Genomic DNA, 26,349 nt, shown 5'->3' with positions numbered 1-26,349 from the left:
GACAAAATTAATTTATCGTTTATCGCGCAGCGTACTAGCTTAATAGATCTGCTCAGAGCACTTGGCTCTGAGTGCGGTAGGGTAGCTCCTCGCTAGGTAACCATTCGTCATAATGAGAGAGATCATTTTCAGTATTTCTGCTAATCATCCTAACACGATTACAATTTTTTCTTGATTATCTAAATATTTACTGTCAAGAGATTAGTCTCGATTGCAGTTTATAGGAGATTAGTTTTTTTAGTGTAAAGCTCCATGAATTTAATAGGTTAATAGTTAACTTATAACTTATCATTTTTATCGGGTTTTAAAAGTCGTTATTAAATATGCTGCTGGGTCAGTTTACTTAGGATAACAGTGTGAGTGTTAGCCATCGTCACAGATCAACAATGGTCATTAACTAATGTAGAGGAATGTTTATGAACGTTTTTGGTATTGGACTCCCAGAAATGGTGTTGATTTTTGCAGTTTCTTTATTAATCTTCGGACCCAAGAAACTGCCAGAAATTGGACGGAGTTTAGGCAAAGCTATTAGAGGCTTCCAAGAAGCCTCTAAAGAGTTTGAAAATGAGTTTAAACGTGAAGCCCAAAAGTTAGAAAATTCTGTCACGATGAAAGCCCAATTAGAAGAAAATACAACTGTTCAACCATCTTTTTTAAACAATCCTACAAAGGAGACGATTAATAATACGCAAAAAAAATAGACAATCTCAAAATTGTCGTTTAATTTGTTGAGTAGCTTAAATAAGCTAGAGAAATGTTCTAAGAGGAAATTTTAGATGAGTGAACAAAGTCCCTATGAGGTCCTGGGAATTAATGATTCAGCCTCATTTGAAGAAATCCAAGAAGCTAAAAATCACTTGAGGCAAAAGTATCGTGAAGATAATAAAGTAGTTGAAACCATTGAAGTAGCCTATGATGCCATTATTATGGATCGTCTTAGAATGAGACAAGAAGGAAAAATTAAAGTGCCAGATCGTATACGTTTCCCAGAAAAATCACTAGAAATATCTTCAACTCCTCTTTTTTTATCCTTAGATGATTCTCTCCCGTGGTTACAAAGTTTGATTGATACACCATCTTTTAATGATATTTTTGGGATGGCTGGGATATTTACAGCTTTAAGTACCTTTATTATGCTTATATCTTCCAGTAAAATTCCTTTTATTTTGGTTTTAGGGGTTTTTGCCAATATCTATTTTCTTAACCGTAAAGAGCAACGTTTTGCAAGAGCTTTTTTCATAACTATCATTGGTTTATTCATCGGTATAGTATCAGGGACAATTATTATTAGTTTACTCAAGAATACTAATTTTAGTATTATTTTAGCTCCAGATCAGCTAACAGGCATCGTTACACTTGTTGTATTTTGGTTGATTAGCAGTTTTATACATTAAAAAATATAAATGTAACCTATCTGAGATAGTTATTTGAAATTATTGACTTTTTCCTATTTTATTTGTTTAACTAAATTTTTAGTGACTGATATATTTTTGATTATTTTTGTTCTTCTTTATTTAACTGTGACCATAATTGTACGTTCAATAAATATTCATCTTAGTTTCAACCTATAATACAAATTATGACAACCTCTATGTAATACAATAATAACTTTTTGATTTTAGGTATTATTCTCAATTGGCTTCTTAGTAAGATTTATAATTGATTTTAATCCTAAAGTCAACCAAGATAGAATAAGACAATTATAGCTATCTATATAAATCATGATTAGGTATATTTTTAGAACTTTGTTAAAATTAATATCACAAGCGAGCCATTGAAGAACATTCTAAAGTTATGAGCCAATCTACTAAATCCATCGTAATTTCCCCTTCTATTCTTTCAGCTGACTTCAGCCTTTTAGGAGAAGAAGTTCGAGCCGTAGACAAAGCAGGAGCTGATTGGATTCATGTTGATGTCATGGACGGTCGTTTTGTCCCTAACATCACTATTGGTCCACTAGTCATTAAGGCGATTCGTCCATACACTAACAAGCTTTTGGATGTTCACTTAATGATCGTTGAACCTGAAAAATATGTTGCTGATTTTGCCCAGGCTGGTGCTGATATCATTTCTGTTCATGCCGAACATAACGCTTCCCCGCATCTACACCGGACCCTAGGACAAATTCGAGAATTAGGGAAAAAAGCTGGCGTAGTTCTTAATCCTTCTACTCCCTTAAACTTCATCGAGCACGTTTTGGAACTATGTGACTTAGTACTGATTATGAGTGTTAATCCAGGATTTGGCGGTCAAAGCTTTATTCCCGAAATGATAGGCAAAATCAATACACTTCGTCAGATGTGTGATGATCGCGGACTAGATCCTTGGATTGAGGTCGATGGAGGTTTAAAACCAGACAATACTTGGCAAGTGTTAGAAGCAGGTGCTAACGCTATTGTTGCCGGATCAGCGATATTTAAAGCTTCTAGCTATGAGGAAGCTATTAAAAAAATTCGAAACAGCAAGCGTCCTCAGCCAGAGTTAGCAGCAGTTTAACTTTTAATTTTATGCTTGTATGTAATCAAAGATAATAAAAGGCAATCAGATTGATTGCCTTTTATTATCTTTGATTAGGATTAACTCTCCATTTGATTATTTTGCTTCATTGTCTGTAACTCTTGTAGAAGAACGTCAATTTCGGCTTCTAGATGTAAATATTTGAGTTGCTGTATTGCTTGATATCCTTGATAGGATTTGCTCAGTTGTTTTACCGAATTAGACTCTATCTTTGTTTGTGAGCGCAGCTGAGTTGAGGAACTAATAGGAGACTGATGGTCAGGTAAAAAAGAATGAGTAAAGGTTGGAATAGTCATTTATCGTTTGATTAAGTAAAGTGACTTATTATCTACTAACGTAGTTTGAGCATTATAACTCAACGATGGATCAAGGTACATCTTCGCAACATCAATTATCTAATTTTAGAAGATTTAATTGATTATTTTTTTCTATGTACAGTCATCAAGTTAACTTCAGTATTATAGACTTCAATCATTCGACTAGTGTGATCACTGAGGTTTTTGGTTAAATAATCCAGTTCGAAACCGGAGATTTCTCCAGACTTTAACTCAAAAAGCTACATTACGCGTGTATATCTATGCGATCAAACTCTAGGTTAATTAAAATTAAATTTCTCTTTGTTGTAGTGATACAAGTTATGCCATAAATTATACTCTATTAATAGATTAAAAGCCGCTGCTGTACTATATAAGTAGTACAGCAGCGGCTTCTTTGTTTAGATCAAATTATTTTAAACTTAAAATTTAACTTACTTTATATCTAAAATATAAAATACTTAATTCAATTTAATGAGTAGAATTTTAAGTTTAAGAGAAGTTAATATTGCCAATTATTAGGTTTTAAGCAAGATAAAAATAAAATTATTATGTTGTATCATAAATACCCATAAATTTCACTATGATGATAAATCAACTATTGTATATTTACTTTATCTTGAGTCGATAATAGTATCTACTATAAAATTAATTATGAAAACATCTTTTTTAAACAAAAAGTATATAAAAAATATATTCAAAATATATTTTTTATATTATGTGTACAATTGAAGGCAATAAAATAAGTAAATAAAAAATATTCAAAAATTGAAATTAAAAATTTATAAAAGAAATATTATATATTGAAACAGTTAACATTTAATGAAATTCTTATAATTAAAGAATAAGAAAATTATTATGTAGTATTAGTAGATTTATATAGAGGAGTGAGCGTAGAAATCATAGAAGCAAGAAGATATGGAAAGATAGTAGAATAGTTATTTGATTTTTTAAAAAAAGTTTTAACTGAAATGTAAGAGATTAGTTTATATATAAAAAAATATTATATAGGTTAATACTACAAGCTGCAATGATAGCAAATATAGCACAACATAAAAATTTTAGTACAACTTTATGATTATAAAAGGAGTAATTAAATAATCCCTATTAGGTATTTCATTATTTTATAGTTAAAATTTACACTACAAAGTAACTAAAATAGTACAAAATAATAGAAAAAATAAAAATTTTTTGCTTCAATAAACCCAACTACGATACCTAAGCTTTATATTTTTTAAAAAAATATAATAAAAAACAGTAAATATTATTAACAAATAAAGTTAAAAACGGATAAAAATCTAATTTTTATCAACTAAAATTATGATAAAATTCGAAAATAATATTTTTTTATAGGTAGATAATATTACTCCATAAAGGAAAAATTACACATATTAAAAAATAAAATACTTATTCAAATAAAACCATATTTAATACTATTTAAAAATAATAAATTTTATTTATTTTGACTGTATTTATAATATTTTACCGACCCAGTTAACTAGTTTTAAAAGCTATTTTTTTTACCCTTGCTAATAGTTATTTGTTTAGCAAAATCTTAAATATTAATATTAATCTTAATCAAGATCTGTATCAACATTCAGATCTTGATTATAAATTATAAAAGTTTACCTTATTTGGTCAAAATATAGGCTACATAACCTTGATTACCGCCTAATCAAAGCTAATTTAAGCTTTAATTTTTTCGACGGAGACTAGGTTAGAAAGGGAAACCAAATGACTTTGTTGCAAATCATAAAGATGGATGTCTCAATTTCCATCGCGCTCAAAGGTAAATGCTAAATATTATCCACTACTAGGGATCTGATCAGTGATTCATAGGGAATGACTATACCCATTGATCCATACTTCTATAAAAACTAACAATAGCAATGAAAATAACGTTAAATAATGATTTTTTCGACTTCATACTAAATAGGCAAGAAATATCTATTCTAGATATTTCTTGCCTATTTATATAGATTCAAGTTAATTCTTGAATTAACTTGAATCTAACAGAAACTTACTAAACACAATCAAATACTATTAATAATAAAAATATTATTAAAAAATAAAAATAAAGGTCATATTCATATATTTAATAAATATTATTAAATATATGAACAATAATTATTCTTATACAAAGTTAATTTTACTATAAATTATATTAGGTTTAACTCACAAACAAAAAAGATAAATAAAACTAAAATTTTGGAATAATAAAACTAAATAATGTATAAAATAATTACCAATATCAAAGATAAAAAATATGATTATGATATAGTAGTTTATTTTTTAATAAATAATTATTCAGAGATTTTAGGGAAAGTGAAAGTATTGCAAAAGCTATTAACAGAATAATAGTGTTCAATTTTATATTCTATCTTTCCAGAAAGATTAAGTTAACAAATAGTTTGTTTTTTAAATAAAAACCAAACTATTTATTTATTAATAAAATACTAAATATTTAAAAAATCCTGTGAAATTAATAAATTTATAATTATACAATACAAGGTAATCTTAATTATTTTTTTGTGGTACCTTATATACTTTTATTTAATTTTAGAAAAATTATCTCTTCAAGCAAATTAAAATCTTATTTTAGAAGATTTAATCTAAAATTTAGTTTCCTTATATTTAATAATATTATGTTCATTAAATAGGTTTCAATGAACATAATATATCAGCAATAACTTTATCCGTGTCAATAAGCATATATTCCAACATAATTTTTAATTCATAACTTCTACTTGTTTGTCAATGAGGTACTCATATACACTTGTAGCACATGCATCCACACTTTTTGGAGACAAACATTATGCGAACCCTTCCACGGATTTCGACAACCGAGATGGAAGTTACCAGTATTCGCTTAGAACAAACCTTAAAACAAAAGCTCAAAGAATTAGCCGGAAACCAGGGTTATCAAGCATTGATCAGAGATATTCTTTGGAACTATGTACAACAGAAATCGGGAAATTACCGACCTAATTTTTCTAAAATGGATATTCGTGCTACCATCGAAGCCTTTGCCAGAAAAGATGAAAGCTGTGTTCTCACAGGCAACCTGATTCCAGAAAACGAACTTATGTTATTGGGATTGACCATTCACGGAGATTTAGTTCCTTTAAGCATGGAGAGTATCGATAATCATTAACATACTTCCCCCACTAAGAGCTGTAATTGTAGTGGGGGATTCTTTCCATATCATTGTTATGAATTTTTTGCTCAACGGGACAGCTTGGATTCTCAATGTCTTTATCTTTTTAAGAACTCAGAGATTGGACTCTTTCAAAATATTTTAATTGTTTTACAAATGTTCCACACTACCGAAAAAATAATTACCTAAATATTAGGACTTTTTTTAAAACATTTATTGATTCATCATAATTTCTGTCTAAGACAGTTTTATAGTTAAGATATTGATAAGTTTTGATAACTAATTAACTTTGAACCCTTATGCTACAAATTTAAAAATTTTGAGTAGTAAAATTGGGATAAATCGTCATAAAAACAATATAATAAATTCTGGCAAAATTATTAGTTTATATAAACTACCTACCTTTAGATAAAATTGACGTCAAAGTATATTTGATCGTTTTATTTTTACATTGTGTTAACATCTTTAAGTTAAGTTTTGCCACATGATAAATCAGTGTTCTCTTATCATCAGGTAACTTGTAGTTTGTTAGTTTAGTCTCAACAATAATGACTATATTTCTTAAATTGAGAAATACCCTTTTTTTTAGTAGCTTGACGCAACAGTTTCGAGATAATACATAAACTGATTGCCAAGATATATTAACAGCTAGCTGATAAGATTATAAATTAAACTTTTTTATTCAAGAGCTATCTTGATTTTTAGTTTAATGTAGGGCAAAACTTTTATAGTTTATCTTTGATGGTAATCTTACCACATCTTAGATCAAACTAATAAATTTAGACAACGAGTTTACTTTTTCTCTGCTAACTTAGAAAAGTTGAGGAATTAATTAATGAAGAATAATTTTTTTAGTTCATACTTACAAGTTTTAAAACTAAACTTAGTTTACCAAACTACTAAAAAAATTATAGTAGTTTTTATAAAAATTTATAAAACTAACGTGACATAAAAATAAAAAAAATTAACCAATCTACAGAATAATTAAGCTTATATTACTTAATCATTCTGCTCATCCACTACTTTCTCTTATCGTTCAACTTTTATGCTTGAGATTCATCCTCGAACAAATCAATTGACGTCGAGATATAGAAGTTGCAATATTAATATTCTTAATAAACAACCTGAAGGTAAGATTTCCTTTAAAACCAGGTAAATTGTACGCCATGTTTAGGGACAGTAAAGGAAAGCCGAACTTTATTTTTTTATCTAGGAATAAAGCGACGAATTTCACTTAACCGAATAATGTTAGCAAATACCGAAGAAATACTAGCATAATAGTTATTATTATGGAAAGATTGAATATTAAAGGGGAATGATTCTTGAGCTTATTAAGTTAATTTTCGATGACGTTGACAAGAGAAGATATCTTTACCGAAGTTTTCGATATACTTGCCACTATTGAGTAATTTATTGAAGACCCTGTTCAACAAAGAAGTATTTTCCTATAAACTTTAAATCAAGGTGTTGTACAACAATAATCTACCAATAAAGCTCTAAACGGTAATCTATTCATTAGAAAGTTAAAATTAGAGAAAAGTTCTGCAGTCTTTTAGTAACGCATAAAAAAAAATATGACAATAAATTATTTTGATCAAATTATCCATATCTTCTGAAGAAAGTACGTTTTCCATGGTATAAATTGTCGACTACTCGTCTTCTGAAACTATTTATTTTTATAGTTGTGCATATTTGTAATATCAGCGCATAATTTAAAAAAAGAAAAGTCAAGTTAAACTTCTATTCTTTTAAAAATAATTAAAAGCTATCTTACCAAGAACAAGAAAGTAGGAGACTTTCAAATGGTTAAAATCAACATTTATTAAAAATCATGAGAGTTACTTATGGGTAACTTTTTCAGGAAAAGCAAGAAACAACAGACAACAGGAAGATGTTTATCTTTTTTAAGATTTATACACTTTTACTATACTTTTTATATCATCCTGTAATTGAATGAAAAGTATTTTGATATTGAAAAGTGTTCTATGACCAATAATCTATTTTAGGAGTTTTTTTGTTCATATTTCTGTAAAGAAAGTAATATTGAATCTACCAAGCTGTTTAGCAGTACTAGTTCTGAAGTTTAAGTTAAAATAAGCAAACTAAAATAGTTCAATAGTGCCTATAGTGATTTGGTAGCAATAACTATATCTATTTGATGATTTTGGTCTTTTGGGTTGCAAAATATTGGACTATTACAACTAACAAATGTTTTTTCAATTGTTAAATTAAGATCGATTTTATGGAGTCTACAAATTTTATTAATTTTGAGATTGTTTCAATCCTGACGTTTCCATAGAAATATCTGAATTATCAATTTTAGCCCACCGAAAACCGAGATCATGAATTGTTATGTGTATGCTGTGATTGCCACTGTTCTAAACTATGTTGGAAAAATTTGATAACATTCAGTGATGATTATAACTCCTTCTTTTCTTGAATTTACTGTTGAAGTATTGTGACATTGATGTTCATTCATACTTCATTTTTATTCGTCCCCCTATTAAGTGAAAATTTGAGGCTGACATCAGATAGCAATTTTTTGCGTGGTTTTTTAAAATCTTCTATATAGTCTCATTGATTAGTCACAATTTTCTTTATCAGTGTTATAAGTTTATAAAAAAAAATCCTTAATTATCTGCCCGTTATATTGCCGAATCTTTTATATTTTTTAGGTTACTTTTTTTTAGATTATCATAAATAATACTTTTCTCTGCCATTATGTTAACAGCGTTAATTTATTTAGATTTTTTTGTATACAGTAATATTACTTTTAAAGCAAATAAACCCTGGATATTTATGTCTTTATCCGGTTATATTACTAAATACATACTGAGGCTAAAAAATAACAGTTTATTAATTTATAAACTGTTATTTTTTATTTAAAATAGTAGTTTATAAACCTTTAAAAAAATAATATTAATAATATTCCTATATATTACTATTTATTGAGTCAGTAAACCGCACACAAAGTCAAAATTTTATCCTTAATTATAGATCGCCTTATTTGGCGTTGTATAATAAGAAAAATACCCCGGTTTATTGTAAAAAACATAAATTTTTTTTAAAAATATGCGTATTTTAAATAATTATCTAATTTTAAAAGATATGATATTATTCATAATAAAAATTTATGCTATAAACTCTTAGTTCTGGCTGAAATTAATTAACAAACTTAATATATGCAAAAAACTAATATTTTAAAACTTAAAACCATGACAGGAATTATCATCCCCTTAAATCATTACTTAACTGATATAAAACCTAAATCCATAATCATAAATTTATCGAAGCGGTAATGAGTTCGATCACATGGTTAACATTAGCAGATGGAAGAATTGCTTATTGTCGAGCCAAATGAAGCAGTATAATTATTTCGTCGTTATACTGAAACGATAGAAGATAATATCCAATACTAAAGCTGATATTAATCATAGCGAAGAAGACCAAGTAATAGTTAAAAATTGGTTAAAATAAAAATATGCCTAAAATATTGTGTTATCAAACTATCAATAATATAAACATAAGCAATATCTTATATGGTGATTAAATAAAAACTTTATAAAGTTTACTAGAATAAACTGTTTAACTAACTTAGTTTGATAGTCAAGTTTTTTTTAGTATAAGAGCAGTAGATAATAAATCAATCTCTAGAAAAATAAACATTCTCTGATAACTTCAGATGAAACGTTATCACTAATAATAACTTTCCCAATTTCTGTCGGAAGAATAAAACGAACTTTACTAGCTTTAACTTTCTTATCAGTCCGTAAAACATTAATAACTTCATCAATTTTTAACATTTCAGGAAAAGCAGTTGGTAATTTTACTTTTGCAATTAAATTATCTTGCCGTCCAGCTTCTTGCTCAGTCCATAATCGTAACTTAACAGCAATTTTGCCTGCCGCTACCATTCCCATTCCTACTGCTTCTCCATGATTGATTATTCCATACCCAGTCAAACTTTCTATCGCATGACCAATAGTATGACCGTAATTTAAAATAGCCCGTAACTCTGCTTCTTTTTCGTCTTTACTTACCACATTTATCTTTGCTTGACAAGATCGGGTTAGAATAGTCTGTAATAATTCCTGACTTAAACTATCTAAATTATCAAGGACTGTGGCTTCTTCTAATTGGCTAAATAAGTCTTGGTCCCAAATAATTCCATATTTAATCACTTCCGCCATTCCTGCGCGGAATTCTCTCACGGGTAAAGTTTTTAATAAAAAGGTATCAATAAACACTAAACGAGGTTGATAAAATGCCCCAATCAGGTTTTTTCCTTGAGGATGATTAACCCCTGTCTTGCCCCCAATAGAAGCATCTACCATTCCCAAAAGGGACGTGGGAACCTGAACAAAGTTGATGCCTCTAAGCCATGTAGCTGCTGCAAAACCTGTCATATCACCAATAACTCCCCCTCCTAGGGCTACCATGGTTGATGACCGTTCGAAACGATTTTTTAGGGCAGTATCATAAACTCGGGCAATCATATCTAGAGTTTTATAGGGCTCTCCAGAAGGAATCAAATGTTTAAACACTTCAAACCCCGATTTTGTGAGAGATTCGACTAATATATCCCCATAATAGTCAAAAATTTCTGGATTAGAAATTAAAAGAATTTTTTGACCCAGATCGAGGCGTTCAAGATAACTCCCTAATTTACTGAGAATGTTTGAGCCGATCACAACTTGATATGAGGCATGTGGTAGTTTAACTTCAAGAATTGAAGATATCACGAATCAACTTGTCCTTGTCAGTAATTATCGATAATTATTAATTGTAGACGATAATATCATAAGCTGGAATACATCAACAATAAAAGATTCTAACTGTTAATCAATAAAATATAAAAATAAATAATAACTAAAATAGTGATATTCGCTGTCAATCTATTCAGATTAGATAATACAAATGAAGTTGTTTATATTGCCTTGCTTGATATACTTAAAGGGTATTTTAATTATTTTTTTTTAAAACCTAGTTATCGATATTTTTTTATAAAAATTTTATATCAATTTTTTATAACTATCTTTTACATAAAGATTATTTAGTATTTTTAAAAAAAATAAAAATTTTAGTACTGAGTTGAATTTAAATGCCTTACTAAGGCGCTAATTATTTAGCTAAAATACTCTTTATTAGATAATTAACTTTTTATTTTATATTTAAAAATCTTTACTTTTACATATAGATTAATTTTCTGATCCTAGTATTTTTTATGACTTTTTTTCAAAAAAAGGTATTTTATTCAAATAAAAAACTATAAATTAATTGTGATTAATAATTATTAGACATAGAATTTATAAAAAATAATTTATTTAGTATAAATTTTAAATTTACATATAGAAATTCTGGTAGTTTACCTTGACTCATAATCTCATTTATATTTTCTAGAAGCTAATTTAATAAATACTATTCTTAGTGACTGAGATTTAGAAGAACCAAAATTAGATATAGTTAATTTTCAAGGAGATGCTTTACAAGGCGTTAATTTTGCTATCCCAAAATTAAAAGGTATTAGTTCAGATCAGAAAACTATTTTGAAAAAAATATCCCCATCAAATAAGGGTATCTATTGAGGAGCATTCTCGAGTACAATAACTCAATGATCATTATCATCAGGAATTGTCAAAAATGTCTACTTTTGCTCTCGTTGCTTTTGTAGGATACCTCATTGTATTCACATTTATCGCCTTGGGATTGTATTTTAGTCTACGGGTTGCCAAAATTATCTAAGGATAATTAGTAACCAGTGATTTCTAGTCATTGGTTACCTAAAAACTATATTTAAAGTCTTATCCTTTGAGGTTTACTTTACTTTAGTAAACACTTTCTTGAAATAGCGCTTATAATCAATAAATACTAAAAAAATTCAGTAAATATCGTGTGTTAATTAACATAGATTATAATAGTTGCTGTAATAGATTAAGTTAAGGTTTTAAAAGCCTAACCTCTTGCAACTCAAAAAGATACGGCGGGTTAAACATTAGTCAACATTAGATGAAAACCCCATAACCAAACAATTATAGAAAAATTTTTACTCAAGAATTAATGTGATTATTATTACATTTAGCACTGACAATAAGTCAATCATGCTTAAAGTCATGTAGAGAAGGTATAATTTTGTTTTCAAAGTATTTTTTATATCCTGTAGTTTTTTATAACGCTAATTATAATATTGAGGATATTGCTTGGTCTTCCACCGTTACTTATTTTTAAAATTGCCAAATAACATCGCAATTAATGTAAGAGAATTATTAGAGCTTGATTCAACTCAAATTAGTTTAATTAGTAATACGTTAATCAAAAGTAAAATACTAAAGACTTCACTAAGAATAAGATTAGAATTAGAATTAGAATTAGAAAGCACATTAAACCATGGGTTACAGAATATTTTTAAAATTTCAATATTTATCAAGGATTAACTACAATATAATAAGTCTTCTAGAAACAATTTAGTATTGGTGTTAGGCAGTGTAAATAGTTTTTATGCCCCTCTTGAACAGGAGAAACTTTTTAAGTATTTCTTATTGTTTAATCGGTCAAAAATTACATGAGCTTAATACTCAGTCTGAATCCTAACTTTATATCGGCTAAATTTTTATAGAGAACTTAGAATTAATCATATACAAAAGAGCCTAAAATTAACATCATAAAAAACTGAACAAATTCCTCACTTACTTTTCCGAACCGTACTATAATTTTACCTAAAAATATTCGTTAAACTAAAGCCATTGTTAAGTGCACAATTAAAACAGCTGTTCTACTTGATCCAACAGGGGATTTAATAACATTCTACGCCAAAACTAATTTTCTGGTTACTTCCGATAAGCGATGAGGAATAGCCCCTCTTTTATTAGCCAAAAGAATACCATCACCTCCAAGATGTCAAAGAAATTCAACGGTTCACTTATTCTCTGTAACGATACTATTATTAATGAATAAAAACCATAAATAACACATGATACTAATTTTTAAAATAACATTCTAAAAGTTTATTTCGCTTACATAAGGTTAAAAAAAATTAGTTTATTAGTAAATATGATTGCCGTTTGTCGATCTCATCGCTGCTGCAATATCTTGAAGATTAATTCTTTGATAAATAGACTCAATAACTATTACAACTATAGTTGTAATACGAGATAAGTTACTTAGCGCCTAAAGTAAAAAACATTATAAATCATAATGAATAACTAAATCAAACTATTTTTATTAAAATTTCGCTAGGATCAACTATGTCTACTTTACTGAGTATTTTAGTTAGACTGAAGCGGGATAGATTCGTAGTCTACGGTTAGGTTCTTCTCCAAGACTATCAGATTGTAAACGGTAATGTTCTACTAATTCATGTTGCATTTTTCTTACTTTAGGCGATCGTGGTAATAATTCTACAGGTTGTTTTTGGGGCAGCACAATTCTTTCTACAGCTAACCTAGCTTCTTCTAAAGCCTCTAACTCATCATCATTACCCCAACGGGTAAACAAGCGTAAATCGGCTGTTTCAGAAATTTTTAGTTCATCTATACCTAAAATTCGCTGTAAAGTTCGGGTAATGTGAGGAATGGTATTAGATTTAATCCCATAAATGGGAATTTGACGAACCTTAACAATTTGACGTAGCTTAGATTGGTTTCTCACCTGTGATCTTAAGGCTACCACCACATCAGCACCACGTAAATCCTTAGTTAACACAATCGGAAGATTGAGAATGTCGATTACTTGTTCAATCTGTGATCGTCCAATACCGTAAGGGTAAATGTATACGGGCCAATCTTCTCCATTCGGACCTGGAGTACGTACCTTGTGGTTAGTTGGCTCTAGTTGATGCCAGGAAGCATCTAACAGACGATCAAATTCTGAAGATAGTTCTTTCTTTTGTTGGCTGAGAAAAGGGGCTATCGGACTCATTTTCCCTGATGTACGCCATCTTGTCGGATATTTTGATGCCTCTAGAAAAGAATGTCCTTCCAAAACATTATTAGAAGATTTCTCCGGGGTTTCCTGGGTAATTTGGAGCTGTCCGCAGTTGTCAACCGTTCTGATTTGGAGGGTAGGTTTACCACCACGCAGGAGAAGATCAACAGTTTGAGAGACGTCTTCATGAATCACCCAACGCTGACGTTCTAACATTTCAATAGCGATTTCAAAGGTGGGAGGAGCTTTTCTCTCCAATATAGTTTTTTGCGAACCACGTCGTCTGGCCTCCTCATCTCCCAGTATTACCGCCTGAATACCTCCAACTAAATCAGAAAGAGTCGGATTTTTAATCAAATTGTCAATACGGTTACCGTGGGCAGTTCCCACTAACTGAACTCCCCTTTCAGCAATAGTACGGGCGGCTAATGCTTCAAGTTCAGTTCCAATTTCATCAATAACAATAACTTCTGGCATATGGTTTTCCACTGCCTCAATCATCACTCTGTGCTGTAATTCAGGACTAGCTACTTGCATCCGTCGGGCACAACCAATAGCAGGATGGGGAATATCTCCATCTCCGGCAATTTCGTTAGAAGTATCAATAATCACGACTCTTTTATGTAAATCATCGGCTAATACCCGTGCAATTTCCCGTAAAGCGGTAGTTTTCCCTACCCCAGGACGACCTAACATCAGTAGAGATTTTCCTGTTTCTACTAAATCCTGAATTAAGGTGATGGTTCCGAAAACAGCCCTTCCCATACGACAGGTTAAACCGATAATCTCTCCACTGCGATTGCGAATAGCACTAATACGGTGTAGAGTGCCCTCAATTCCAGCCCGGTTATCGCCACTAAAATGCCCAACGCGCTCAATACTATAATTCAAATCTTTAGCAGAAACGGGAATATCTCCTAGATACAATGCTCTATCGGGAAAACGTGCTTCAGGCAATCTTCCTAAATCCATTACTACTTCAATTAAGTTTTCGTGCTGAGAATATTGCTCAATTTTAGATCGAATAGTGGAAGGTAGAATTTCTAGAAGCTTATTGAGATCATCAATAATTTGCATTCGTTTAGAAGGATTTAAAAAAGTATCTATTGTGGGGTCTAACATAATTTAGAGAACGTCGTCAATAAGTCAAAAACCAAACATATTTTAAAATTTAGATGACTTTAGGGATAAAACTATAAATTTTGCAATTTTAAAAGCTTTTAAAAGTAAATCAGGTTGGTCTTCTAAAACGGATTGGAGGTTTAAGTTTATTGATTGGGTTTCCAACTGTCTTACTATAGGGGATAGTACTGAGCGAGCATAACTACCATAAGCAATGCCAGACACAACCAAAGTAGAAGAAATTGAAGGGGTTAAAAGTCCTATCTCTCTTAATTTAGAAACAGTGTGATTATTAGTTCCTCCTGCGAGTTGAACAAATCCAGGTATTTGAGCATTGAGAACTTTTTGAGCTAACTTAATCGTTGCGTGGGTACTTCCTTTCCCAATATCCCCACTCATGGGACGACCATCCATTTGCCAAATCAAGGGGATGGGCAAGGGGGAAATTATATCGTAGAGATAATGAAGATATTCAATTAACCCGCATCCATCGGGACAGCTAATAGAGAGCAATTTAAGATGACTAATCCAAGGAGCTATAGCCTGCCATAATTGTTTAAATTGGGTTTCTCGTCCCACTTGAGTATGAATTTCTATGGCATCAATACCCATTCTTTGAATAAGGGGAATCATTTCTTTTGGAGAGACTAAATAGGAACGGGTTTTAACCAATTGATAAGGACAGATAGAGATACAACGACCACACCCATAACAACGGCTTTCTAGAACCCCAAAACTCCCTCGTTTAATTTCGATAATAGCTCTAGGAGGACAAATTGTCTCACACGGATGGAAACAATCTGAAGGACAATGTTGAGCATCAAAGTAAGCTTTTCGAAAGTGAGGATCTTCTCCATCATTTAAACTTACCATCAACCAAAGTGTTCTTTTTTGGGAAAATATCGGATATTTTTGATTATTTACTAATTTTTTAGCTATATTTAACGCTTCCTTAGCAGCGGTGACTACAGCAGGATCAGCAGCCACGTCAACACAGTCAGCCCCGGCCAAGGCATAAGCTAAAACAAGAGTACGAATAGCTGGCAGGTCTTGGAAACTCGCCCCACAAATTAGCTTAAACCAGTTTCCTGCTTTGAGAGATTGCAAAGGATAGGATGCGCTCACTTTCAATATAGTAGTCCTTAGTCTACCTTTTATGTTAGAAAATTTCTTTGATATTTAAATCCCTCTTAGAAATAGGGATAACAAAAACTCAGTTCACAAACGCTGATTTAGAGAAGATTCTTATCCCAATCATACAAGGACGTTAAAGGAAAAAACTATGTCTAATGAGAAGTCCTGTTAAGACCACTGTAGAAACTTTCTATAACAACGACTCATATTAACATGAACTACCTTATCATCGTATAGAATTAAGGCAAAAAGTTTAGTTTATTTTTATTAAACTAAAGAACCTATAGGCTTATTTATATTGTTTTCCTAGTCAGTCATTGAATACTAGGTTAGGCATCGCTAGATAAGAACCTAGATGAAGTTTACAGTTATTCAACTTTTAGTTATGATCTTCTTAATTTAGGACAACTTAATATTATTTATACATACCGTGTGAGGAAAGAACAAACAAGTGTTTAGTTTAGCTCAAATTTTACAATTTATTTGCTTAGTTCCCATTCTAGGGGGAGCTATATTTTCAATCCTAACAGTTTTCACAATTCAACACTTTCTGAAGAACTCGAAGCCAAATGTCATCTGTAATTTTACCCCACCCATAACCGTTCTTAAGCCAGTTAGAGGACTAGAAAAAAATTTGAAACACAATTTACGCACCATTGCCACTCAGGATTACCCGAACTATCAAATTATCTATTCAGTTCAAGATCCTGAAGATCCTGCTTTTTCTATTCTGAAAGAAATCCAAGAAGAATTTGGTTCAGATCGAATTTCTCTAGTAGTGAGTACTCTTGAAGTAGGAGCTAATGGAAAAGTTAATAATCTTTTAGGAGCCATAAAAAAAGCTCGTCACGACATTATTATTATCAGTGATAGTGATACTAATTTACAACCCGATTATCTTAGAAAGATTGTAGCTCCTTTAGATGATCCTGGAGTAGGATGTGTCTGTACTTTGTTTAAAGCAATCAGAGGTAATCACTGGTTTGAAAAAATGGAACTTCTGACTATCAATGCTGACTTTATACCTAGTGTTATTTTTGCTAAAGTGACAGGAGCTTCTAATGCTTGCTTGGGTCCTTCTATTGCCATTAGACAATCTACTCTAGAAACAATAGGCGGCTTAGAAAGCCTAGCAGATTACTTAGTGGAAGATTATGAAATAGGACGAAGAGTATGTAATTCTGGTAAAAATATGATTTTGTTACCTTATATTATTGATGTAGTTGTAGATCTAAAAAACTCGCGTACTTGGTGGGATCACCAAGTATATTGGGATCAAAATACTTATTTGGCAAGACCTTTTCCTTTTATTGCAACTATTCTTATTAGAAGTATTCCCTTTGCCTTATTATTTTTCTTAATTCGAGGAGATATAATTGCGCTATATAATTTAATAGTAGTTGTAACTATTCGCCTTATAACCGCAGGAATAACTTCCTGGAAAATGGAAGATACTGAGGGAATTAAAAGTCTCTATTTATTGCCATTTCGCGATATACTAGGGTTAGTATTCTGGGCGTTATCATTTACTCAAAGAACAGTGATATGGCGTGGAGTAGAATTCGAGCTTACCAGGCACGGAAAAATGGTGGTTCGTCATTAGTTAAAAATAACTTATTTGCAAATAAATAGGTTTTTACTTATAAAAAGAAAAAATTAAAAGGTGTTTATGAATACCTGCTATCATACTCGATACTATAGCTAGTAAATCTATTTTTTAGTAACTTAATAACTGAAATGATTTCCCAAATACTGGTGTTGGTTAATAAAACTTATACGGCATTTATCGTTAGTTGTACCTTGCTACGCAATTACAGTTCTTCCATTTACAATAACTACATTTAGGTTAGTACATTAAAATATTTTTTTATTTATAAATTTATTTTGGTTACTCAGAAATAAATACAATGACTAATTACTTGATTACCAATATCTTTTAGACTTGGTTCAATGAATTTATTACTGTAGTTCGGTTGCAACTATGGGACTATTATTAATAGTAATTACGGTTTTTTTCATAAAAATAGATCTATAAATTTTATTTTATAAATATAGACTAATTTTTACTAAACTCACGGGTGTTTTTTAAATATATCGTTTTATAAAATACATGAAATGCTCCCACTTATCTGGAAAGTTGATAATCAGAATAGCTTTGACAGAAGTAGGTTTTCTATTAATTAATTGCTTGTTAACTTCATAGAAAATATTTTCTCCTTCTTAATAAAATCGGGAGATAATATATTCTCATCATTAGGTCAGTTTTTTCAGGATTGGAAATATAATAACATGATAACTAAAAAATAGCGATCACCTATTTTATCTATGATTTTCAATTATTATTGAAATGATATTAATTAATATACTTAAATTACTTGTCAAGTATCTAGTTTCTAATTTGCAAAAATTTTATTGTTAAAAATACTAAAAATACTAATTTTAAGATTATTTTGATAATTTATTAATTTTTAGTATATATACCTTGAATTTAAACTAAATGCTGACCAGAATATTTCTTGTTTAATTAATAAAACTCATGTTTAATTTATAGAGGTTTTAAATTTTTTTGATCAATAATTAATAATTAATAATTAATTTTTATATTTTATGATTCTTTAAATCGAGTCTCTTTAACTTTCTTCATTCAGCCTAATTACCCTAGTTTGTAATCTATAAAAATTATCTAATTTTTTACCTATTTTGCTAGATTTATTCTTACTGTTTTTTAGTGGGGGTTTTAAAAAAGTAATACGTACTGATTAATTTATAAATTATACTTTTAATCAATCACTATTGTTTACAAAAAAAATAGTGATTGATTTTTTACTTGTAATCCTTATAAAAATTAGAATTTTAAAATACTTATCTATATCCTGTTGATAGAGATATATACTGCTGTAGGTTTATTTTATTATCAAAAGTTTGATATATTACACAATTCTTTATAACTTATTTACTCCTGATATCCATATTAAAGATTAAAATCGTATAAATAAAATTGAGGCATATATTATACTTTATTTTTTAAAAATTTTTATACAAATTAACTAATTTAACGCTGCTTTAGATACAGCAGCATATTTTGTATTTAGCTTTATAATAGAAATATTTTTTGAGTCAAAATTCGAGTTAAAGATAGCAACTTGATTATTTTTAACATCTAACCCCAAAAGGGGTAATACCCACATATAAAACTGAATTTACATCTAAATCAATCCCCATCACTTTATCCTAAATATTTACAGAAAAATTCTTAATCTCAAAGCATAAGGGAAAGATTCACTTCTTGAGAATTAACATGTATAAACCACTAAACTGGATAATAGCTTCTTCTAAGATAGTTTTAATGACTGTTTTATAAGTTAAATTACAATGAGTTACAAAAAAATTGGGATGTTTATATAAAGACCGATATTAATATCAAGTTCCACAACAACTGCCCCATTGTAATAAGAACTCAACACAAGCTTTTCCAATTCGTAATGCACTCCCTTAACTAAGGCGGATCTACCTATAAAGATTTAAATTTCACTACTATTAGTTAATTTAACCTGTTTCTAGTTCTTAATATTTTATATTCAAAAATATTTTGGAGACTTAATGGTTGATATCGTCTCATAACTATTGCCTATTCAATAATCTCAATCATTATAATGGTAAATATCGGCTACTATGGCTGATATTTTGAATACTATAAATTGTACATGTTCTCAATTCGTGCTATATAATTACCCACGGAGTAAAGTATACAATGGTTTTAAGATCTTTTCTTCAAAAAACATAGATATTAAAATACTGTTGGTAATTTTATAATATATCCTTCCATATCTCGTTCCGATAAAGGTCAATGCCTTATTCGAATTACAACATAATCAAGAGTCACCGGTCCTTATTGAAATTGAAATAACTCTTCAATGTTTCCACATGGAAAAAATGTAAAAGTTTTTATATTACGATGCAAGGATACAATCATAAAAAATTATGCTGATTGAAAGACTTAAGATATTAAAATTTAGTTAATAAATAACTTAAGAGGTTTTAAATGTTCAATAACAGAAGCTTAAAATTTTTTTTAATTTGTTTTTAAATAGAGAACTATTTAAAAACAAATTAATCATTTATTGGTAGAATTAATGGCAAATTTTCCTAAAATAGAAAATACCATGATTCATCAATATTATGCCAATAGTTTGTTTCCAAACATTAGCAATAAATTTTTTTGTATAAAAACAGGCTAAATAAAACTAAAACATAATGGAAGAAATAAAAACCACCGCATCGGGATGGTATGATTAACGTATTTGTAAAGAAGAATTATATAGAGAACGGTTTCTACTGATGGAGATAGTACAGTTGCATAAGTAACTTGAGTTTTCAGTTGATTTATTATATAAGAGTCTTACAAGACTAAAAGTTTGGCTGATTTCATGAAATAGGTGACAGAGATTGGAGACAAACTTCTTTTCTTGATAGCCTCAAAAATCTGATTACTCCCTTGAAAATAGAAAATATTGTCTGTTTCAGCAATCAGATTTTTGAGGCTAAATTTAATTGAGGTATTGCCCACTGTAGACAAAATTCAAAGAGAGATTTTATTCTAAAAATATAGAATTATAGACCTGTAGAGCAAAAAACAACCAATATTTAGCTACTTTTTGATTATTCAATAAACTTTCCCTAATTTCTTCAAATTTTCAGTTAGATGTTGAACATTAGTTCTGTCATCATTAGTTGATAGTATTTATTAATAATTTCTACTCATTAATTTAATTTCAGTGTGCACTAAAAATTCTGTCACCTTAATTTTTTTAACCTTATTTTTTGGTGGTTTACTAAGATGATGGAGTTCAGAAAACATATTGAAGATAATCAGTCATCTTTTCTGAAATAGTCCATAAGCTCTCAGAAGAATTAGAGAAATTATTGCTCTAAGATCTATGGATAATCCTTGCAGCAGAGTGATTCCTTATTAGAATTCCTTTAAAATCGACTTATTGGTTCATGCTATAAGGTGAGGTTAACTGCTAGGATTTCAGAGAATATTAAAAGTAATCTGTTCATCATACAAGTTTATCGATTTTAACCGATAAAATTCATCCTAAAACCGATTATGAAAAGTTTAAAAGCGCATATTCAGCTACAAGCAATAATCTACCAAATTCAACCAGAAACAGCTAATGAGTATCTTGAACTTAATATTGCTCGAAACACTGGTCTCATTTCTTCTCAAGAGTACGCAGAGACAATATGGATGATAACTGCTGCCGTTGCAGAAACTGAACAGCTATGGATCAATCATCAATTATTCTCTCAACTAGTGACAACTCTAGTTAACGAATATTATCTTAGTTTTATTATTTTAGATTAACTAATTCACCCCCCATATATGCTACTGTATTTAAGTCCTGTCACTTAGCCTAAAAACTTCTGTCAAAGTAAAATATCAGGAAAACATTTTAAAGTTTGTATTTTGTAGTAACTTCCTAGTATATGCTAATATCAACTCTCTGCTGAAAATAACTAATATTAAGTTTAATATCTCTTTCTTGGGCAGTACTAGACCCATGTTCCTGTCAGACTGTAACAACTCTTCTATCCAGTTATAAGAAAACAAAATATATCTTGATTACTGATGATAAAAGTTGCTGCACTGCTAATTTTTAGTTAGTTTGATAGCTATGGTGATTTAGAGAGCTGGAGGCTGAAATTAGTTTGAGTTTACAAAACCTTGCAATGAATTTAATCAGTAGTCTAACTCTATTGTTTGTACCTCTAAAGGTTCCCAATCAGGGACTCCTAAAATAGAGTTAACTAACAAGTAAATAAAAAATTTTAACTAAAAATTATTTATAAAAAATAGAGATGTCTATAGTGTCGCTTATGATAGAGTCCCTCTCTTAGTAACATCAACTTTATTAAAATCAGTGTTTATAGAAAAAAGATGTTAGCTTCTTCTCTTCACAAAATCATTTTTATTGATTACGGTAAAAATGATTTAAATTTTAAAATATAGATTTTGATTGAGTAAATTTATCGCATCTTCTAGAAAAAATTTTTCTAATCATGTCACCAAATATAATTTATTTACAGCTACGGGTAGTTCCAATTCATCTTTGGAAAAAGGAATTATGGCTAGTCAATTTTTAGGAGTTAACGTCAATAAAAATTGGAAAACATAAAAATTTAAAATTTATAGTTAATTTTTCTTTTGATTTGCCATGTAAAATAAAAATTATTTGAATAATTTTCTTGCTTTAAATTTCCGATAAAAACTTAAAGAATCTTATTGCTTGAATTAGTCTCCAATTAAAATTTAATTCATATTTTATATTTGATATATTTTCAAGTAAAAATTAAGTAGTTCCTAATTAGTTATCTTGATAACAAGTTAAAGAAAGGATTTTAATATCAATAAAAAATAGGAATTAATGTATACTCATCCCTAACTCTATAAAAATTGTATCCTGGTTAGTTAGTATCACTTATCTATTTCTTAATAAAGGACACATAGATAATGCATGAAATCCCTCGCTATTTAGCTACATTGTCTCTTAGTCTCATTCTAGGACAAATTACTGTTCCTTTGACCCTGGCTAACCCTCCTCGTACTCCTGATAAAACTGTTGAATGTGAAATGTTGATTGTTGGTGGAGGACTTGCGGGAACAGCTGCAGCTTATGAAGGTTTACTGGCTGGAAAAAATGTCTGTCTTACCGAAATTACTGACTGGGTGGGAGGGCAAATTTCGGCCCAAGGAACTTCAGCTTTAGACGAACGACAAACTCAGCGATCACAGTTAATTTACCCCCGTGGTTATCTAGAATTGAGAAAACGTATCAAAGAGCATTATGGTAAGCTCAATCCTGGAGATTGTTGGGTAAGTGAATCCTGTTTTTTGCCAAGAGACGGTGATCTCATTTTAATGAGGATGTTGAAAGATGCAGCTAATAAACACAATGGAACTCTAAAATGGTTTCCTTCAACAGTTATTAAAGATATAAATATTGGCAAAAATCCTCGAGGAGGAACAGGAAAACAAATTTTAAGTATGATTGCTATTCAACATCAATCAGCTGATGGTAAACTTCCTCTTAATACTTATCCCCTCTCACAAACTATTGAAGACTCTTACCGTTACGAAGATTCTCCTCGTTTTGACAAAACTATTATTCGTTTTACTCCCGACAAAAATAAGAAACAAGAGCCTGCAGACTGGTATGTTATAGAAGCCACAGAAACAGGAGAAATCATTGGTTTGACGGGTATTCCTCACCGTTTAGGGATTGATCCTCGTTCCTATCTTGAACCCTCTTCATCAAGCGTTGCAGGTAATCCTTATTGTACTCAAGGGTTTACTTACACTTTTGCTATAGAAACCATGAAGGAATCTCAAACGCATAAGATGCCAATTTTCTATTCACAATATGCCCCTTATTATAGTTATGAATTAAAACGATTAGCTGACTTCGATTTAGTTTATACTTACCGAAGAATTTGGAATCAAAAAAAAGGAAATACTAAAAAGTTTGGGGGAATTAATTTTACTGTTCCCACTCCGGGGGATATCTCTATGCAAAATTGGACTTGGGGTAATGATTATCGTCCAGGAAATCCTCAAGACAACCTAATTTATACCCGTCAACAATTGCAAGAGACTGGACAACTGAAATCTGGAAAATGGATGGGAGGGCTAAGGACTGAGTCCCTACGCAAAGGAGAAGAAAACGCCTTAGGATATTTTTATTGGTTAATGAGGGGAACTACAGATTCTCAATTAGGAAAAGAAGTCAAAAAAATTAATACTAATCATCGTTTTCTATCAGGTTTTGACTCTCCGATGGGAACTAAACATGGACTGTCTAAATACCCTTATATTCGTGAAGCAAGGCGAATTATTGGACGTAAATCTTCTACTTATAACAATGGGTTTTTTATAACAGAAATTGATATTTCTAGTCGTAATTATCAAGATGAATTTTACAAAAAAATTCTTTCTCTTGAAACTTATCGTCGTCTTCATGCAACTATTCGACGATGGGAAGGTTTCGGAATTTTGAGTGGAGAAATTGCTCCCAGTGACGTAACAAGACGAAAGCGGTCTACAATTTATACTGACTCAGTAGGAATAGGTCATTATGCTATTGATTTTCACCCTTGTATGACCGAATTTCCGGCTGAAAAACCCAAGAACACTGAACGAAAAGGAGAAAGACAAGGCGCCGGGCAAGCTTACCCGTTTCAAGTTCCTTTAAGGGCGATGATTCCCCAAGAACTTGATAATTTTTTAGTAACAGGAAAGAGTATTGCCGTGAGTCATATTGCGGCTGCAGCCTATCGAGTCCATTCGTTTGAATGGTCTTCAGGAGCGGCTGCAGGAACCGTCGCGGCTTTTGCTTTGAATCAACAAATCTTACCTTATCAAATGGTTAAAGAGCCAATTTTTAGATCAGAAAAGTTAAAAAAATTACAACAAAAATTGGATAAGAATGGTAACTTTACAAGCTTTCCAGATACTTCTATTTTTAATAATGATTGGGATAATTGGAAATAAAATTAATTAGAATTCTAGGATAAATTAGTGAGAGAAATTTAGTTGAGATTGCCGTGGAAACAATTGTTCTTAACTACTTTACTATAATGTTTAGTCTATTAAAAGTTGGATCGCAATTATGAAGCTTAGCTCATATTACTATCCGTAGTGTAAGTAAATGGCTTGTCGCTCTCTGCTTTTGTATAAAAGTATTAAGGGCTGAATAATTATTAATGATTAATTGATAAAGTTAAAATATCCTATTCGTACCTTAAAATTATAAATTCCTAAGAAACTACTGTCAAAAACCGTTAATCTAGATTTAAAGATAAGGATGATTAGGAGTACGGTGGTGGTCTTTAAGATTGGGTTACTAGGTTTAGGAACAGTAGGGATAGGAACTGCCCAGATATTGCTTGATTCCTCAGGGCGAAATCCTCTGTTGGAAGAAATTGTTGTTAGTCAAATAGGGGTAAGATCGCTAGAAAAAACCCGTCCAATTAAATTTCCCCCAGGAGTAATCACCACAGACCTAGTAGCCATTGTTACTGATCCTGAGATTAACATTGTGGTGGAATTATTAGGGGGACTAGAACCAGCGCGAACAATGATTTTGCAAGCAATTGACCAAGGAAAACACGTTGTTACTGCCAATAAAGCGGTTATTGCCCGTCACGGGGACGAGATTTACGAAGCAGCCAATCGTGCAGGGGTGTATGTTCTTCTAGAAGCATCTGTTGGTGGCGGAATTCCTATTATTAAACCTCTAAAACAGTCTTTGGGGGCAAACCGCATCACTAGCATTATCGGTATTGTGAACGGAACCACTAACTATATTCTGACCCAAATGACTACCGCTGGAGCTGATTTTAGTGATGCCCTAGTCGAAGCGCAACACTTGGGCTATGCTGAAGCTGATTCCACTGCCGATGTAGATGGATTGGATGCTGCTGATAAAATTGCCATTTTAGCCTCTCTAGGATTTGGTGAACGAGTCCAACGCGAAAGTGTTTACTGTGAGGGAATTCGCAAAGTGAGTACAGTCGATATTGCCTATGCAGATAAATTAGGGTTTGTGATTAAACTTTTAGCGATCGCTAAAATATCAGAGAAAACAGAATCTCGTATCCTTCAATTACGGGTCCATCCTACCTTAGTTCCTAAATCCCATCCCTTAGCTAGTGTTGAAGGAGTGAACAATGCCATTTTAGTTGAAGGCGATCCTCTAGGACAAGTTATGTTTTATGGTCCAGGGGCAGGCTCCGGTCCTACAGCCAGCGCAGTTGTTTCAGATATTATGAATATTGTGGCTATACTCAAAAGCAATAATCATACCCAAACTCTTAACCCTTTATTGAGCTGTACTCATCAGCATTATTGTCAAATAACACCGATAGAAGCCATTGAAACCCGTTTTTATGCTCGCTTTCTCACTAAAGATGTCCCAGGAGTAATCGGTAATCTCGGAAGGAGTTTTGGGAACTATCAAGTAAGTTTAGAGTCTGTGGTACAAATTGGGTTTAAAGAGGAACTAGCAGAAATTGTGGTTGTTACTCACTATGTTTGTGAAGGAAATTTTCGGACTGCCCTAGATGAAGTCCGTACCCTAGAGACAATCAAAAGTATCCCTAGTGTTTTACGAGTTTTGTAGGTCT

14 protein-coding genes are annotated in these 26,349 nt (G+C 30.8%); 9 read left to right on the top strand and 5 right to left on the bottom strand.

Annotated features, from left to right (window positions below; genetic code table 11):
• Window positions 1-416 precede the first annotated feature (416 nt).
• The 3 genes from ETSB_RS04535 (at window position 417) to rpe (ending at window position 2,496) form a co-directional block, all read left to right on the top strand.
• Entirely contained in the window at window positions 417-701 is a 285-nt protein-coding gene (locus ETSB_RS04535; protein ID WP_044106578.1) for a TatA/E family twin arginine-targeting protein translocase, read from the top strand.
• Window positions 702-776: 75 nt separating this feature from the next.
• Window positions 777-1,394 (top strand): CPP1-like family protein, encoded by a 618-nt coding sequence (locus ETSB_RS04530; protein WP_044106577.1) that lies wholly within the window; start codon window positions 777-779, stop codon window positions 1,392-1,394.
• A 400-nt stretch (window positions 1,395-1,794) separates the two neighbouring features.
• A complete protein-coding gene (gene rpe / locus ETSB_RS04525) occupies window positions 1,795-2,496 on the top strand; it encodes a ribulose-phosphate 3-epimerase (RefSeq protein WP_044106576.1) in 702 nt (233 codons plus the stop codon).
• An 80-nt stretch (window positions 2,497-2,576) separates the two neighbouring features.
• Here the strand turns inward: rpe and ETSB_RS04520 are convergent, their stop codons facing one another.
• The gene (locus ETSB_RS04520) at window positions 2,577-2,813 is read right to left on the bottom strand and encodes a hypothetical protein (RefSeq protein WP_044106575.1); all 237 of its coding nucleotides are present in this window, start codon (window positions 2,811-2,813) and stop codon (window positions 2,577-2,579) included.
• Window positions 2,814-5,646: 2,833 nt separating this feature from the next.
• On the opposite strand from ETSB_RS04520, the gene ETSB_RS04515 reads away from it, so the two are divergent.
• A complete protein-coding gene (locus ETSB_RS04515; protein WP_044106573.1) occupies window positions 5,647-5,985 on the top strand; it encodes a hypothetical protein in 339 nt (112 codons plus the stop codon).
• 3,653 nt (window positions 5,986-9,638) lie between these two features.
• Here ETSB_RS04515 and aroB read toward each other — a convergent pair.
• Complete coding sequence (gene aroB, locus ETSB_RS04510) at window positions 9,639-10,727, bottom strand: 3-dehydroquinate synthase (protein ID WP_044107613.1); 1,089 nt, start codon at window positions 10,725-10,727, stop codon at window positions 9,639-9,641.
• A 901-nt stretch (window positions 10,728-11,628) separates the two neighbouring features.
• Between aroB and petL the strand changes: the two genes are divergently transcribed.
• The gene (petL, locus tag ETSB_RS09255) at window positions 11,629-11,730 is read left to right on the top strand and encodes a cytochrome b6-f complex subunit PetL (protein WP_084220189.1); all 102 of its coding nucleotides are present in this window, start codon (window positions 11,629-11,631) and stop codon (window positions 11,728-11,730) included.
• Between the two features lie 1,524 nt (window positions 11,731-13,254).
• Here petL and ETSB_RS04505 read toward each other — a convergent pair.
• Both ETSB_RS04505 and ldpA read right to left on the bottom strand, forming a co-directional pair.
• Window positions 13,255-15,030: a R3H domain-containing nucleic acid-binding protein gene (locus ETSB_RS04505; protein WP_044106572.1), complete on the bottom strand. Its 1,776-nt coding sequence runs from the start codon at window positions 15,028-15,030 to the stop codon at window positions 13,255-13,257.
• Between the two features lie 42 nt (window positions 15,031-15,072).
• A complete protein-coding gene (gene ldpA, locus ETSB_RS04500; protein ID WP_044106571.1) occupies window positions 15,073-16,155 on the bottom strand; it encodes a circadian clock protein LdpA in 1,083 nt (360 codons plus the stop codon).
• 460 nt (window positions 16,156-16,615) lie between these two features.
• Between ldpA and hpnI the strand changes: the two genes are divergently transcribed.
• A complete protein-coding gene (hpnI, locus tag ETSB_RS04495; RefSeq protein WP_044106570.1) occupies window positions 16,616-17,767 on the top strand; it encodes a bacteriohopanetetrol glucosamine biosynthesis glycosyltransferase HpnI in 1,152 nt (383 codons plus the stop codon).
• A gap of 482 nt (window positions 17,768-18,249) precedes the next feature.
• On the opposite strand, the gene psb28 is transcribed toward hpnI, so the two are convergent.
• The gene (gene psb28, locus ETSB_RS10870; RefSeq protein WP_145972281.1) at window positions 18,250-18,372 is read right to left on the bottom strand and encodes a photosystem II reaction center protein Psb28; all 123 of its coding nucleotides are present in this window, start codon (window positions 18,370-18,372) and stop codon (window positions 18,250-18,252) included.
• A 2,902-nt stretch (window positions 18,373-21,274) separates the two neighbouring features.
• Here psb28 and ETSB_RS04490 point away from each other — a divergent pair.
• The 3 genes from ETSB_RS04490 (at window position 21,275) to ETSB_RS04480 (ending at window position 26,345) form a co-directional block, all read left to right on the top strand.
• Window positions 21,275-21,532, top strand: a complete 258-nt coding sequence (locus ETSB_RS04490; RefSeq protein ID WP_044106568.1) for a hypothetical protein — start codon at window positions 21,275-21,277, stop codon at window positions 21,530-21,532.
• A 1,146-nt stretch (window positions 21,533-22,678) separates the two neighbouring features.
• Window positions 22,679-24,715 carry an FAD-dependent oxidoreductase gene (locus tag ETSB_RS04485; protein WP_171816403.1) on the top strand — a complete coding sequence of 679 codons (2,037 nt, stop codon included), beginning with the start codon at window positions 22,679-22,681 and terminating at the stop codon, window positions 24,713-24,715.
• Window positions 24,716-25,046: 331 nt separating this feature from the next.
• Entirely contained in the window at window positions 25,047-26,345 is a 1,299-nt protein-coding gene (locus tag ETSB_RS04480) for a homoserine dehydrogenase (protein WP_145972280.1), read from the top strand.
• The last annotated feature ends 4 nt before the right edge of the window (window positions 26,346-26,349 follow it).

The sequence above is a fragment of the cyanobacterium endosymbiont of Epithemia turgida isolate EtSB Lake Yunoko genome (assembly GCF_000829235.1).
Classification (GTDB): Bacteria; Cyanobacteriota; Cyanobacteriia; order Cyanobacteriales; family Microcystaceae; genus Rippkaea.
The sequence above is the reverse complement of the archived record's forward strand: the minus strand, read 5'-3'. Positions and strand labels throughout refer to the sequence as shown.

Excerpts from the sequence above, each read along its gene's own strand:
- ETSB_RS04535 (WP_044106578.1), top strand. The coding sequence starts at position 417 with ATGAACGTTTTTGGTATTGGACTCCCAGAAATGGTGTTGATTTTTGCA.
- ETSB_RS04530 (WP_044106577.1), top strand. The coding sequence starts at position 777 with ATGAGTGAACAAAGTCCCTATGAGGTCCTGGGAATTAATGATTCAGCC.
- rpe (WP_044106576.1), top strand. The coding sequence starts at position 1,795 with ATGAGCCAATCTACTAAATCCATCGTAATTTCCCCTTCTATTCTTTCA.
- ETSB_RS04520 (WP_044106575.1), bottom strand. The coding sequence starts at position 2,813 with ATGACTATTCCAACCTTTACTCATTCTTTTTTACCTGACCATCAGTCT.
- ETSB_RS04515 (WP_044106573.1), top strand. The coding sequence starts at position 5,647 with ATGCGAACCCTTCCACGGATTTCGACAACCGAGATGGAAGTTACCAGT.
- petL (WP_084220189.1), top strand. The coding sequence starts at position 11,629 with ATGTCTACTTTTGCTCTCGTTGCTTTTGTAGGATACCTCATTGTATTC.
- ETSB_RS04505 (WP_044106572.1), bottom strand. The coding sequence starts at position 15,030 with ATGTTAGACCCCACAATAGATACTTTTTTAAATCCTTCTAAACGAATG.
- ETSB_RS04490 (WP_044106568.1), top strand. The coding sequence starts at position 21,275 with ATGAAAAGTTTAAAAGCGCATATTCAGCTACAAGCAATAATCTACCAA.
- ETSB_RS04485 (WP_171816403.1), top strand. The coding sequence starts at position 22,679 with ATGCATGAAATCCCTCGCTATTTAGCTACATTGTCTCTTAGTCTCATT.